We start from the raw sequence: 13984 nt of genomic DNA, 5'->3' as shown, positions 1-13984 counted from the left end.
GGACCGTCGTTGCCACGGACCGCCTGACTCTGCTTGACGGTCGGCTCCGGCGCGGCACCGCACCCTGGACGCCATGCGCAGGCTCGGCCGAGCTCGATGTCCGGCGCTAGCCCGCTGCAGAGGGCGGGACTCTATCTCCGACCAACTAGCGGCCCGCGCGACTTGTCGGTGAGCCATAGCCACGCAGCGCAGTGCGGTGCAGACTTTCTGAACGCCGTGAATTAACTAGCGGCGAAGTCCGGCCTGCTCCGGACCGACAGAAAGGTCACCCTGCCATGGCCAATTCCCCTGGACGCAGACGCCTACGTGTGTCTGCGGCGACGCTGATGGTTGCCGCGCTCATCCCTCTCGGCCTGTCGTCGACCTCAGTCGCTGCACCGACCCGCACGGCGGCAGCGGCAGACGTCGCAATTGTGCAGCCGCTAACAGGACCCGCCGGTGAGGCCGCGCGAACGCCGTACATGGGTTGGAGCAGCTACAGCATGCAGGTCTACTCCCCCAACGGCGGGACCTGGATCAACGCCGCACAGCTCAAGGCACAGTCCGACGCGATGCACCAGAAGCTGCAGCCATACGGGTACAAGTACATCAACATCGATGCCGGCTGGAACGACGGTGTCGATGCCTACGGGCGCCCGATGCCCAGCACGGCGCTGTTTCCGAATGGGTTCCAGGAAGTCATCGACTACATCCACGCCAACGGCCAGAAGGTCGGGATCTACAGCATCCCCGGCATCTCGCCCGCCCTCCGACAGGCCAACCTCCCGGTCTTCGGGCACCCGGAGTGCCGGACTGGTGACCTCGCACTCCAGCCGCTGCAGCAGGCTGACTACTGGGGCTTCGGGCACCGCATCGACATGGCCAAACCCTGCGCGCAGGCCTACCTCAACTCGATCGCCGATCTGTACGCCGAATGGGGCATCGACTTCCTCAAGTTCGACAGCGTCACCCCAGGCTCCGGGCACAACGACCTCTCGCTCGACGCGCGCGCCGAGGTGGCCGGCTGGTCGCAGGCGCTGACGCCGCACGGGATCTGGTTCGAACTGTCCTGGGCGCTCGACATCAACTACGCCGACTACTGGAAGCAGTACGCGAACGGCTGGCGGATCGACTGGGACGTCGAGTGCTACTGCCCCGGGCAGGCTCTTACCGCCTGGCCGAACATCAGCAGGCTGTTCCCCAAGCTCGCCGAGTGGTGGCGACACGGCGGCCCCGGCGGCTGGAACGACCTCGACTCACTGAACGTCGGCAATGGCGCGATGGACGGCCTGACCCAGGACGAACGACGGACGGCGGCGACGCTGTGGGCTGTGTCGGCGGCACCGTTCTACGTCGGCAACGACCTCACGCAGCTCGATCAGTTCGGCCTGAGCCTGCTGACGAACACCGAAGTGCTCGCGGTCAACCAAGCTGGCCGCCCAGCACAGCCGGTCTCGACCGCGACCGACCAGCAGGTCTGGTACTCGCTCAACGCGGACAACAGCTACACCGTTGCCCTGTTCAACCTCGGCGGTTCACAGTCCACGGTCACCGCGAACTGGTCCGACCTCGGCCTGACCGGTGGAGCCCAGGTACGTGACCTCTGGGCCAAGCAGGACCTCGGCAGCTTCGCATCAGGGTTCACGGCGACCGCAGTACCTGCGCACGGCGTACGGCTGCTGAAAGTGACGCCGCAGACAGGCTCAACGATCAACGTGAACGACGACGACCAGCGCGTCGGGTACGCCGGAACCTGGCAGCGCAACGGCGGTCGTGAGGTCACAACGATCACGGACTCCCTGGCGGTCACGGTCGCAGACACCACGGCTGGCGGTACGGCGCCCGCGGCCGGCGTCCGTACCACTGAGGTGAACAACGACAACCCGGCGATCAACTACACAGGCACGTGGAACCGTAGCTGGAGCCGCGGACTCGGCGACTACCAGGACGACGTCCAGTACGCCGAAACGAACGGCGACGCATTTTCGTACACCTTCACCGGGACCGGCGTCGACTACGTGACCGAGAAACACGCGTCACAAGGCGACGTGGACATCTACGTCGACAGCGTCTTCAAACAGACCGTGAGCACGTACCAAGCCAGCGGTCGTGGCGCGCAGCAGGTCGCCTACAGCATCTCCGGCCTCACCAACGGGATCCACACAATCCGGGGCGTGAAGAAGACTGGCCAGTTCATGCTGCTCGACAAGTTCAACGTCCGCACGCCAGGCGGTGTCCGCACCATCTCGCTCAACAACAACGACGCACAGATCACCTACACCGGTTCATGGGGCAACAGCGCCGGCCGCGGCTTCGGCGACTACCGCGACGACGTCCAGTACGCCGAGGCGAACGGCGACGCGTTCAGCTCGACCTTTGTCGGAACGGGCGTCGACTACGTGACCGAGACGCATGCGTCACAGGGTGAGGTCGACATCTACATCGACGGCGCCTTCAAGCAGACCGTCAACGCCAGCCAGGCCAGCGGCCGTGGTGCCCAGCAGGTCGTTTACAGCATCTCCGGGCTGGCGAACGGCACGCACACAATCCGCGGGGTGAAGAAGTCCGGCCAGTTCATGCTGGTCGACCGACTCGACGTACGACAGCCGAGTCTTCTCACGCCGGACACCGCGGTCTTCGACAAGAAGACATCCGCTCAGGCGGACGTCGTCGTACAGCTCGGCCGACCAGCGAGCGACCTGACCTCCATCCAGCGGGGCGGTACGACGCTGGTCAACGGCACCGACTACACCGCGTCCGGTGCGGTGGTCACGATCAAGAAGAGCTATCTCGCAGCCCAACCCATCGGCTACAGCAACCTGAACTTCACCTTCAGGAGCGACTACCGCAACGACATCCACGCAACGACCGCGAACGGCGCATCGCTCGAGTTCGCCTTCAAGGGCACGAGCGTCACCTGGCTCACGGCCGTAGCCCCCGACCAAGGCGAAGCCGACGTATACGTCGACAACGTCCTCATCCAGCGAGTGAACCTGCAAAGCGCGACCCGCGGCACGTTGCAAAGCGTCTTCACCCGATCCGGCCTCGGCAACACGGACCACACACTGCGCATCGTGAAGGTCTCCGGCACCCTCCTCCGCAACGACATGATCCGGTACACGACCGCGTAGCGGCACACGGGTGGTCTGGGACCTTCAAGCGACCCAGACCACCCCTCGGACGCTGCACAGAACAGGTTCGCCGCGGCAGTCCCGGATGGCCTGACGAAACGTCGATGAACTCAGGTCAGCGGCAGGTGAGCCGCACCGGGTTTGATGCACCCTCGGTTATGTGTGGACGACCTGCCGGTCGCCGCGAGTTTTGTGAATAGTAGTCAGCTTCGGCTTCGGCGGGTGGGCGTCGGTCGAGGCGGTGCATGAGCCGGCCGGTGTTGTACCAGTGCACCCAGTCGGCGGTGATGGCCTCGACACAGCCCAGACCGGCCAGTGGTCCGCGGCACGGCAGATCGAAGCGACCCCGAACCGAGCCTTGTGCTCGGCGATGAACCGGCAGATCAACGAGATCGCGGGTCGCTCTCCCGCGCGAAGAAACTTGTTGCCGCTTTCAAGATCTCGACCGTGCGCTCCAGCTCGGCGTTCTTACCGCCGTGATCGCAGCCCACTCAGACTCGTAGTCCTGAACGTGCTCAGTGACCAACCGGGCCGCTTTGACCTTGGTCTGCTCGTCGTACTTGCTCGGCATAGATGCCACCTTCCCAACGAAGGAGGTATGCATCAAACCCGGGGTGGTTCACTCGACGTCTACTCGAGACTCGGGGTTGCGCCTGCGCCGACGACGCATCTTCGTGGAACTGCTCTCGACGTAACCGGCTCCCCGTCCCCGTCGGTAGTTGGCTAGGGGCAACGTCGGGCCCCTCGCCACCATAGTGTGGTCCTATGAGCCAGCGCCGCACTCTTGTCTGTATCGGTGACCTGGTCGAGGACGTCGTGGTCTGGTCAGTTGGTGCGCCGCGGTCCGGGACGGACAACCCGGCGCGGATCCAGCGCGTACGAGGCGGCGCGGCGTCCAATGTCGCCGTTTTCGCCAGCAGCCTTGGTACTTCGGTTCGGTTCGTCGGCCGGGTCGGGGACGACCCTGCCGGCGACGCACTGGTGCGTGAACTGGTCATGGCGGGCGTTGATCCCAAGGTCCAGCGACAGGGGCGAACCGGCACCATCGTCATCTTGGTGGATGCCTCCGGGGAACGCACGATGTTCCCAGACCGAGCCGCCGCGGGCGAGCTCGCCGACGTTCCGGACGCGTGGATCTCCGGCGCCGAGGCCTATCACCTCTCGGCGTACTCACTGACCGGATCGTCATGGCCCGTTCTCTGCCGGGCCTCGGAAATCGCCCGTGCCGAAGGCGCGATCCTCACCATCGATGCTGCTTCTGTCGCTCTCATCGATTCCGTCGGGCCCGCGGAATTCCGTACCTTGATCAGAGCCCTGCAGCCCACGTACGTCTTCGCGAACGGAGCCGAAGCCGAGGTTGGCGCGCTGCGAGAACTCGCCGGCCCCGGTACGACGGTTGTCGTCAAGAACGGCATGGATCCGACCGAGGTCCATGCCGCTGGCAACAAATCCGCAACCGTCCGGCCGGCCCCGGTCGACGAAGTGCGTGACACCACCGGCGCCGGCGATGCGTTCGCGGCCGCCTTCCTTGCTGCAGTACTCGACAACGCCGAGCCGGTCGAGGCGGTTGAAGCCGGCCACAGCCTCGCCAGGAGGGTTCTCACCCAACCTGGCGCCAATCTGACCACTGATGACCAGGGAGCTGTTCGTGACTGACAACACCGAGGCCGTCCTTTCCGATGACGTGGCGCGGGCCTTGGGCGAAGGCCGCGCGGTCGTCGCGCTCGAGTCGACCATCTTCTCGACCCTTGGCCTGCCCGCCCCCGCGAACGCCGACGCACTCGAGGTCTGCAAGCGAGCAGTTCTCGATCAGGGCGCCACGCCCGCTGTGGCCGCCATCCTCGACGGCCGGCCCCATCTCGGGCTCACCTCGGACGAAGAGAAGCGAGTGCTCAATGGCACACGCAAGGTCGCCGAGCGCGATCTGCCGGTGGCACGCGCACAGAAGTGGGATGTCGGCGTCACCACCGTCTCGGCGACGGTTGCCCTGGCCCACGCGGCAGGCATCTCGGTCTTCGCCACCGGCGGCATCGGTGGCGTCCACCGCGGATCCGAACTCACCGGCGACATCTCGGCCGACCTCGACGCCATCGCCAACCACCCGGTCATCACCGTCTCGGCCGGCGCCAAGGCCTTCCTCGACCTGCCACGGACACTCGAGTACCTCGAGACCGCGGGCGTCCCGGTCCTGGGCTGGCAGCACGACTGGTTCCCTGCCTTCTACACGCGGTCGAGTGGTTTGCCGATCCCCCACCGAGTCGACGACGAGCAGACGGTCTGCGACGTACTGCGTTATCGCACACGCCCAACCACCGGCGTCCTACTCACCGTCCCGATCCCCGAAGCCGACGAGATCCCGGAGTCGCGAATCAGCGCCGTTCTTGCCGTCGCCCTGGAGGCGAGCGCCGGCGCGGGAGTCACCGGTCCCGCCGTCACCCCGTACGTCCTCGCAAGGATCGAGAAGGAAACAGACGGCCAGAGCATCCCAGCCAATCTCGCCCTAGCCCGAAACAACGCCGCCATCGCAGCTCGAGTCGCCGTCGCCATGACGCGGTAGGACATACACGCAGTAGCCCTGTGGGGCAGCCGATGCCCCGGCGTACTCCGAGAAGAGGCTCCCCCACCCGGCCTGTCAGCGGATGCCGAACCCCGGACTGGGCGCCACCCCAGGCCCTGAGCATGGACGCATCACACCGCTACGCCGTACGCCGTCAGCGCAGGGCGCGACTGCCGTAGAAGCTCATCGCTGCGGCACCGGGCGAACAGTTCATGGTCAGACAAGAATGCAGGTGTGAGAATCCTGTTGCGGGTCCGGCCAGGCGCCTCCCGCTCAGCGGTCGGCGGCCGATACGACGGTGTCGCTGGACCGGCTTTGGTGGTAGCGGTTGCAGCCCGCGCAGTGGAGGGACGGGCTACAAAGGCCGTCCTGGAGTCCGTCGCAGCGGCGTTCGGCGTACGGCGGGCAGCGGTGACCTTGGTGCGTGGCGCAACCAGCCGCGACAAGCTGATCGACGTTGATGGGGACGAGGACGCCATCCGACGGAGGCTCAGCGAATTGCTCACCGAGGCAGGTGATCGCTGACCGATCGGCGGAAGGATCACCGTCAAGCTGGAGCAGCAGCTCAGCCGCCGGCCCGCGGTTGGCCGGCAGGCCGAGTACCAGGTGTTTGTTGGTCTGGATGTCGGCAAGGTTGAGCATCACGTGGTCGAGCTGGACCCGGCCGGTGGCCGGGTGCACATCGCGTTAGTGCCTAGTGGGCGACGTTGAACCCCTCGTGAATTCCGGTCCTGGGCCTCTGCGCCCAACTGGAGGCGACGAGCAGCAGCGCCCCTACCGGGGAACGATCTCGGTCCGCCCCTGCCACGAGCCGTGCTCCGACAGCGGCCGGAACCGCAGGGTGGCGAACTCGTGGTGGAAGTCCCTGCGTCGGCGTTCGGCCATTGCGGCGGCATGACGGTCGGGTTCCGGAACGGTGCTGTGGCCGTGCACCATCTCTTCCATCTCCCGCACGGACCGCCAGACCGAGAACGTAGAGATCGTCCGGGGCGGGCGCATCGCGGCCAGCGCCAGCGTGGTCCCCGGATGGTCGCGAACCAGCCGTTCCACGGGCTTGCCCCACTTGAGGAACCTCGGCACCTCCAAGAGGCGCATCCGGGCCAACGTGACCGCCACGACGGGTTCGGCAGGATCCCACTCGCCCGCTCTCGCCGGAAGGTCGGGCAGCGCCGCAAGCCGCGACCAGCGGCGCAAGAACTGCATGCGCACGTGCCAGCCTGCCGCCAACTGCCTACCCAGAGGGTCGTCCGCCAGGAAGGTCTCGACCGCCGCCTCGTCCTCCCACCGCGCGAACATCGCCATCCGACGCAACTGCATCCGGGCCGGCGAGACGGTCGGGGCACCGAGGCGCATCAGCGCCAGGCACTCGGCGTGCCGCAACCCGGGCGTCGAAGCCACAGCCGGCGCCTTCCACAGTGCCCCCGCCGTCGTCGTCGGACGAAGCTCCGCGAGGTGGAACGTGAAGATCGTCATCGTCGGGCAACTGTCCCACGAGTGACGCCTGGACGCCGCCGCCGGTCGAGCGTCGCCACGTCGCGCAATCGCTCCAGGCGCCACAGTACGAGCCGAACGCTGATCAATGGAGTCACCGTGGTGCGGATGTCACGGGATCGCGGTCGAAGTAGGCGACGGCGAAGAGGATCAGGGCGGTGACGATGCTGACGCCGGCGTTGGTGAGGAGGTCGGAGGTGGCCATGCCGATCTCGTGGCCCCAGTAGGCGAGTTGTGAGGTCGCGTCCCAGAGCAGGTACATCAGCGCGTTGACGATGACGAGCTTGCGGCGGTCGACGGCGCGGGCCAGCGTCATCGCGATGATCGTGACGGCGATGATCAGGACGTGGTAGCCGGCGACGGAGTACCACTGGAAATGGCGGGTCGGGGTCATCTCGCCACCGAGGTAGGCGCGGTCGGTGAGTTCGGGGTCGAAGGTGAGGACCACGGCCTGCAGCAGGTTGAACGCGACGTAGAGCCAGAGGACGACGCGCAACGGAAATCTCATGCCCAAACCCTCTCAGCACCCATTGGCGGCCGCATGGCGGGTTGTCCGTAACGATCAATTGGAGAGCCGCAACACGAGTTCGGGGCGGCTGCTCGGGGCCGGCCGCCGCCTCCAATGTCCACGCGTTATCAGCCACCCCCTGACCTCAGTCCGTTAGCGATCGGTCCACTGTGCGGCAGGGTCAAGCGCGAGGCGTGTGGTTACGGTGCGTGTTCGGCCTCGGACACAAACAGCCGCAGGCCTGAGGTCAGCGGCTTTTTGTTCCCCCTGCTCTATCGACCACCTGGTGATGCACCCAGGCACATCGATGTAGCCCTCCGGCTCCTCAGCGTCTCGGGAGGCACCTACGTGACGACCGTCTCAGCAGCCCGCTTCTTTGCCACAGCAGCGTTGTACTGCTCCCGCAGCGCCCCCGGATCCCACCCCGCATCCAACGCCCGCTGCAGCCGCCCCATCACCACGTCGGCCGCCGCAACGCGATCCCGCAACTGCGCCACATGCTCGTTGCGACGCGCCGAACTGTCGTCGCCCTCCAGAAGTAAGTCAATCATTACCTGTCGATTCAACGGCCCGAACAGGTCCCCGATCCACCGATTGATCGCCGGCCTAACCAGATCCCCCCAAACGTAAATCTGCGGCCGATGCGCCAACGCGGTAGCCGATTCCCGTACCAAGGTCCGGGCATTGCACCGGTAATACTTCACCGCCTGGTGCCGCGCCGCTCCCTCCATCTTCCTGTCGCAGATCCCACACCGGATCCGCCGGCGAAGCTCGTACGTCCGCTTCTTCGAAATTCGCTGCCGACTCCTCGACGACCACTCGACGACCCCACCGATCGGCTTCTTCCGCTTCTCCAACTGAGCCGCGGAACGTCCGCAGCAGTAACGCCGACGGATGAGCGCCCGCCGGTTCACTTGGCCTGGGCGACGGCCTGCAACTGCGGCAGCAGTAGTGCCGCCTGCTTCGCCCGCGCGGAGATACCGAACATCTCGCGAGCCAGCAGGAGCAGCGAGATCGGGAACATCACGATCGCCACCAGGATCACGAAGATGGCGGCGAGGCTGTCCAGGGCCGAGTCGTTGCTGCGGGCGTCGCCGCTGCTCGGTGAGGAGAAGTTCAAGCTGTCGCGCTTGCCCGTCTCGAGGAGACACCGCGACTTCGGCTTGTACGGGCGCACCGTCGCCTTGCTCCCGTCGGCGAACCGCAGCCTGATGCGGCTGCGGATGAACACGCCGCGGGACACCCTCGTCACCGCGGGCAGTTGACGCCATGGACGGTCGGGGCGCTCGAGGACCGAGACGCCGCCCTCGTGGACGTGCAGTCCGGTAACGGTCTTGTTCATCAGGACCATCGTCACGCCCGCGGGCAGAGGAGCCTCGCACGCGGCGCGGATCTCTTCGACCGTGTGCTGCGGCAACGGGTCGGCTTGCTTCTTCGCCACGATGTCCCTCCGGAGGCCATGATCGATTCGTCCCCGGAAGGCTAGCGTCTGTCCGCCAGCCACACGGTGGTCTGAGTCGTTCCGCCGTTCGCATGTCTGGCGACACGGGCGCTGCAGACGTGTCTGCGACGTGGTGTTTCATGTCCTCGCATCGGCAACCCATTCGCCAATGCGCCGCAACAGCTCGCCCCGTGCCGCTCAGCAAAGGCCTACAAAGCCCCGTCCGACGGCTTGCTCGCCGAGCTCCAGGCGTGTTGCTCCTCGGACACGCAACTTATCCACACGGTCGGCCAATGGGTCGACCTCCACGTCGACAATCTGATCGACGTGGTGATAAACCAGCGAGAGCCTCAGCGCTCCAGTTCCTCGCGACTCATCGCTGTCTCGGGAGGAACTTGCGTTCTGCCACCGCCCATAGATCGCGTACCCCGTATAGCGAGGATTCTCGAGGCCGGCCGAGTAGGTTTCGTTCCGGGCCGCCGGGCCTGCTCAGTGCACCGGCGCAGTCACGATTCCAAGGACAAGAGCTGCACCTGGCCACTCATCGGCCAGATGTCGCTGGCTGGTCAGGCTGAATGTGTTAGTTGGCCTATGGGTCGACTTGCATGTCGGCGCGGATCGCTGTCGCCTCCGGCGGGTCGATCCGTTCCATGATCGATGCTGCTCGCTCGAGGCTGCGTAGCCCCTCGATTCGGCGACCCATGCCCAACTCGAGTTTGCCGAGCCGATGCAACACTTCTCCCTCCAGCGGAAGCTCGCCGAGGTCACGGGCCATCTCCGCCGCGAGCGCGTAGCACTCCAGGGCGCGCTCAGAATCTCCCAAACGTTCGTGGGCGAGCGCGATGCTGTCCCATGTCGCGGCCTGGCCGCTCCTGTCGCCGACCTCCTCCATGATCTGCAACGCGCGAGTGCATGACGTGAGCGCGTCTTGATAGCGACCTAGCCTGGCCAGGTTCCATCCGATTGAGTTCAGGGCGGTCGCCTCGCCCGCCTGGTGCCCGATTGATCGAAACAGGGAAAGAGCCTGCTCGTCCTGGTGTAATGCACTTTCTGACTGGTCGAGGCGATCGTAGATATAAGCAAGGTCGTTTCGCGTTCGTGCCTGTCCGACAACGTCATCAAGCTGCTCGAATAGCTCGAGGGCTCGTTCGAGCTGTCGTTCCGACTCGTCGTAGGCGCCGACTCGCTGGGTGGCGATGCCGAGGCCGCGTCGTGCATGCGCCTCTCCCAAGGCGTCGTTGATCCGAGATGCGGCCTCCACAGCTCGGCGCTGTACGTCGACTCGGTCGAACCAGTGCCCTCGGATCTGCTGGTAGATGGAAAGTGTCCATGCCAGGCGCCAGGCGACGGTCTCGAAGCCGGACTCGCAAGCCCAGCCGACCACCGCGAGAAGCGACGCGTGCTCGCGAGTGAACCACTGCAACGCTTCGTCCCTGGACTCCAGTGCCTCCACCCACGTTCCGGACTCAAGGACAGGGAGGTCGATCGGGTCGAGTTGAGAGTCGATCAGCATCGCCGCGGTGAAAGCGCTGTGCAGATAGTGACCGAGAAGCCTGCGCATGCGGGCCTGCCTCTGATCCGCAGGGTCGCGATCTGCGGCAAGCTCAAGTGCGTACTCACGCAGTAGATCGTGCATGCGGTACCTGTCCGGGGCCTTCTCTTCAATCAGGTTGGACTCGAGCAGCCGGTCGACAAGCATTCGCGCCATCGCCGGTCGCAAGCCGCCGGCGCTAGCCACCGATGCGAATGACATCTCCGTGCTCGGATGAGCACCGAGCGTCCGGAAGAGCAGAGCAGAATCGGGGTCGAGGTACTCGTACGACCAAGAGAAGACGGCGCGCAGGCTCTCAGCACCACCCGTCTCCACGGGCAGGTCCAAGCGTGAATGCATACTCCGCAACTGGCTGCCGAGCGCGTCGAGTGGAAGGTCCGGCATAGTTGCGACTCGTGAGCTGACCAGCGCGAGGGCGAGCGGGAGACCGGAGCACCGCCCCGCAAGGTCGTCGACAGCTTGCACGTCGGTGTACCCGCGGACGGCCAGGAGCCTTGCGGTGATCAGGTCGCGGGCTTGGCGATCGTCCAGCAGTTGGAGCGGCAAATAGGCGGCGCCCTCTGTCGTCAGGAGCCCAGTCAGGCGCCGCCTGCTCGTGACGATAACGAGGCACGAAGAGGTGCTCGGAAGAAGTGGTCGAACCTGAGCCGAATCGCGCACGTTGTCGAGAATGATCACGCACCGCCGACCAGCGATGAGGCTTCGGTAGAACGAGACTCGAGCATCTGAGTCACGCGGTATCTGATCTGGCGATACGGCGAACGCATCCAGGATGTTGCCAATCACTGCCTGCGAATCGACTGGTGTGCCAGGACCGAACCCGTTGAGGTCGATGTAGAGCTGGCCATCGGGAAACGCGCCGGCTGCGAGATGCGCCCAGCGCAGCGCCAGGGCCGTCTTTCCGATTCCGGCCATGCCGGTCACCTGACAGATCACCGGGCTGCCAGGTTGTCGAGGCAGGTTCGCCTGGTTGGTCAGCCAGTCGAGCTCGCGCTCTCGTCCGGAGAAGTGTCGCGTAGCCGGGGGTAACTGGCGGGGCACGGGGTGCGGAGGAGGCCGGGCAGACCAGGGACCAACTGTGGGTTGCGAAGAATGCGGGAGTGGCACTTCCTGCGGGGCCATCGACCTGCCGTTCTGCAGATCCTCGCGCACCGCGTCGAGTCGCGGACCCGGAAGGGTGTCCAGCATTTCGACGATCCGGCGCCGCGTTCCCGCGTACACGGCGAGCGCGTCGGACCGTCTGCCGGCCAGATCGAGTGCTCGCATGAGAACCTCCGCCAGCCGCTCATCGGTCGGGTGGCTCTCCGCCCATCCGGCCGCTATGCCGGCGATATCTCCAGCAGTGTCCGAATCAAGGCGTAGCTCACACATGTCCACGACCGCGCCGACGCGCTCCCGCTCGAGTTGCGCCCGCAACGAGGACGCCCAGGATCCTTGAATACCCGTCAACGCATCGCCGCGCCATTGCGAGAGAGCGAGCTCAAAGGCCGCCACCGCCCGACCTGGGGCGTCTGACGACCCCCGATGAGCCTCGGCCACCGCCTTCCGGAAGCGGTGCAGGTCGACCTGCTCGGCAGATACGTTGAGGACGTATCCCCCGGCGCGATAGTCGAGTGCTGCACCGTGCTCGCCTAAGACGCTGCGCAGCCAGCCGATGTATTTGTACCGAACGTCTCGCCCAGGTACCTGCTCACCCCAGACTCGTTCTACGAGCACGTCGGTTTGGACGACCTCACCAGGCGACCGCAGCAGCACCGCGAGGATGCAACGAGCCTTGGCCGAGGAGGCAGACCCGAGGTGGACGGCGCGACCGCCGGCCCAGACTTCTACGGGTCCCAGCAGCCGGAAGTCCAGGTTCATCGATCCTCGTACGCCGACATCTTGTAATTGTCGCAGTCATGCCGGGTTCGTGACGGGACTGGCCGCTGGAACCGCACTCGTCAGAACGAATCCCAGATTTCCAGACGGGATTCCTGCTCCGCTTCCAGAAGGCCTTCCAGATCAGTCGATCAGTCTCAGGAGATGCGGCCGCCGTGGCCGCCTCGAGGATCGGCCACTGCGGTGGCGGAATGGATAGAGAAGATGGCTCATCGAGCAAGAACCAGGAAATTCGCTCTGCCAGGCGCGCTCGTTGGAGGCGTTGTCGCGCTCGTCGCTCTCCTAACGGCCTTCATGGCACCCGCACAGGCGGCGGCTCGCACCTACTCAGCGATCGGCGTCACCGCTGACGGGCGGGGATACGCCGGGATCTCGAACGCCGGAGAGGTCTACGCGTTCGGCTCCACGGTGTACCGCGGCAACCCGTCCGGGTTCTCCGGGGTGATCACCGGGGTATCGGTTACCGCGAGTGGCCAGGGCTACGCAGCGATCTCGAGTTCGGGTCAGGTGTACGCGTACGGGGCCGTGCAGTCTCGCGGGAACCCGACCGGCTTCACAGGCAGCATCGTGGGCATCTCGGTGACGGCCGACGGCCAGGGCTACGCGGCCATCTCAAGCGCGGGCCAGGTGTACGCCTACGGAACGGTGCAGTCTCGCGGCAATCCGACCGGCTTCACAGGCAGCATCGTGGGCATCTCGGTGACGGCAAATGGGCAGGGGTACGCGGCGATTTCCAGCACAGGGCAGGTCTACGCCTATGGGACGGTCCAGCATCGTGGCAACCCGACTGGATTCACCAACGGCATCGCCGGCGTATCCGTCACTGGAGACGGGCAGGGCTACACCGCTATCTCCGGCTACGGTCAGGTCTACGCCTACGGAACCGTGCGCTACTGGGGGAACGGCGACCCCGGCAGCAGCTCACAGAGCAGCGTCCGGTCCAAGATCGCAACCATCGCCACCGCACAAGCCGACAACGGCGCGCGCAACCTCGAGAGTCCGACAGGCACGAAATGCAACTTCTACACCACCGCCCTCGGTGCCGGAATCTCCGGGAGCGGCGTATGCAACAACGGGTGGCGCTATCAGGACTGGTGCGCCGACTTCGCCCGCTGGACCTGGGGACAGGCTGGGGCCGTAACCGGAGGACTGGACGCCGGAGCCATAAGTTTCAGGACCTACGGCACCACCCGCGGCACCTGGCACGCCGGCCCGGGCTTGAACGGAATCCAGCCTGGCGACGTGATCGGCTACCAGTTCGGCACGTCGGGCACCGGTGACGACCACGTGAACGTCGTGGTTTCGGTGAGTAGCACCGGAACCATCACCGCCGTCGGCGGCAACCAGTCTCACAAGGTGAACCGTTGGACCTTCCAGCGCGGATCCGCCTCCGTCAACGGTAAGGCGATCTCCGGGTACACCTCGCCTGTCGCCTGACCCGAACCGG

General features: G+C 65.7%; 10 protein-coding genes and 2 pseudogenes. 4 read left to right on the top strand and 8 right to left on the bottom strand.

Annotated features, from left to right (window positions below; all coding sequences use genetic code 11):
- Positions 1 to 308: 308 nt before the first annotated feature.
- Positions 309 to 3110 carry a X2-like carbohydrate binding domain-containing protein gene (locus G3I17_RS03585; protein WP_164593862.1) on the top strand — a complete coding sequence of 934 codons (2802 nt, stop codon included), beginning with the start codon at positions 309 to 311 and terminating at the stop codon, positions 3108 to 3110.
- A 115-nt stretch (positions 3111 to 3225) separates the two neighbouring features.
- Here G3I17_RS03585 and G3I17_RS40365 read toward each other — a convergent pair.
- A pseudogene (locus tag G3I17_RS40365) lies at positions 3226 to 3408 on the bottom strand (hypothetical protein); the annotation flags it as partial.
- A 29-nt stretch (positions 3409 to 3437) separates the two neighbouring features.
- A pseudogene (locus tag G3I17_RS03580) lies at positions 3438 to 3681 on the bottom strand (IS3 family transposase); the annotation flags it as partial.
- A gap of 194 nt (positions 3682 to 3875) precedes the next feature.
- On the opposite strand from G3I17_RS03580, the gene G3I17_RS03575 reads away from it, so the two are divergent.
- On the top strand, positions 3876 to 4766 hold the full coding sequence (locus tag G3I17_RS03575; protein WP_164593860.1) for a carbohydrate kinase family protein: 891 nt from the start codon (positions 3876 to 3878) through the stop codon (positions 4764 to 4766).
- Positions 4759 to 5667 (top strand): pseudouridine-5'-phosphate glycosidase, encoded by a 909-nt coding sequence (locus G3I17_RS03570; RefSeq protein ID WP_203589646.1) that lies wholly within the window; start codon positions 4759 to 4761, stop codon positions 5665 to 5667. Before G3I17_RS03575 ends, G3I17_RS03570 begins: the two co-directional genes overlap by 8 nt.
- 273 nt (positions 5668 to 5940) lie before the next feature.
- Here the strand turns inward: G3I17_RS03570 and G3I17_RS40360 are convergent, their stop codons facing one another.
- The 6 genes from G3I17_RS40360 to G3I17_RS03540 form a co-directional block, all read right to left on the bottom strand.
- Positions 5941 to 6348: a hypothetical protein gene (locus G3I17_RS40360; RefSeq protein ID WP_239062097.1), complete on the bottom strand. Its 408-nt coding sequence runs from the start codon at positions 6346 to 6348 to the stop codon at positions 5941 to 5943.
- A gap of 93 nt (positions 6349 to 6441) precedes the next feature.
- Complete coding sequence (locus G3I17_RS03560; protein ID WP_164593854.1) at positions 6442 to 7140, bottom strand: hypothetical protein; 699 nt, start codon at positions 7138 to 7140, stop codon at positions 6442 to 6444.
- Between the two features lie 112 nt (positions 7141 to 7252).
- Positions 7253 to 7666 (bottom strand): hypothetical protein, encoded by a 414-nt coding sequence (locus tag G3I17_RS03555; protein WP_164593853.1) that lies wholly within the window; start codon positions 7664 to 7666, stop codon positions 7253 to 7255.
- Positions 7667 to 8010: 344 nt separating this feature from the next.
- On the bottom strand, positions 8011 to 8217 hold the full coding sequence (locus tag G3I17_RS03550) for a hypothetical protein (protein ID WP_164593851.1): 207 nt from the start codon (positions 8215 to 8217) through the stop codon (positions 8011 to 8013).
- Between the two features lie 359 nt (positions 8218 to 8576).
- Positions 8577 to 9107 (bottom strand): hypothetical protein, encoded by a 531-nt coding sequence (locus G3I17_RS03545; RefSeq protein WP_164593849.1) that lies wholly within the window; start codon positions 9105 to 9107, stop codon positions 8577 to 8579.
- Positions 9108 to 9696: 589 nt separating this feature from the next.
- Positions 9697 to 12519 carry a BTAD domain-containing putative transcriptional regulator gene (locus tag G3I17_RS03540; RefSeq protein WP_164593847.1) on the bottom strand — a complete coding sequence of 941 codons (2823 nt, stop codon included), beginning with the start codon at positions 12517 to 12519 and terminating at the stop codon, positions 9697 to 9699.
- Between the two features lie 312 nt (positions 12520 to 12831).
- Between G3I17_RS03540 and G3I17_RS03535 the strand changes: the two genes are divergently transcribed.
- Entirely contained in the window at positions 12832 to 13974 is a 1143-nt protein-coding gene (locus G3I17_RS03535) for a CHAP domain-containing protein (RefSeq protein WP_164593845.1), read from the top strand.
- Positions 13975 to 13984: the final 10 nt, after the last annotated feature.

Origin of the sequence: Streptomyces sp. SID13031, assembly GCF_010548305.1 — a bacterium.
Classification (GTDB): Bacteria; Actinomycetota; Actinomycetes; order Propionibacteriales; family Kribbellaceae; genus Kribbella.
The sequence above is the reverse complement of the archived record's forward strand: the minus strand, read 5'-3'. Positions and strand labels throughout refer to the sequence as shown.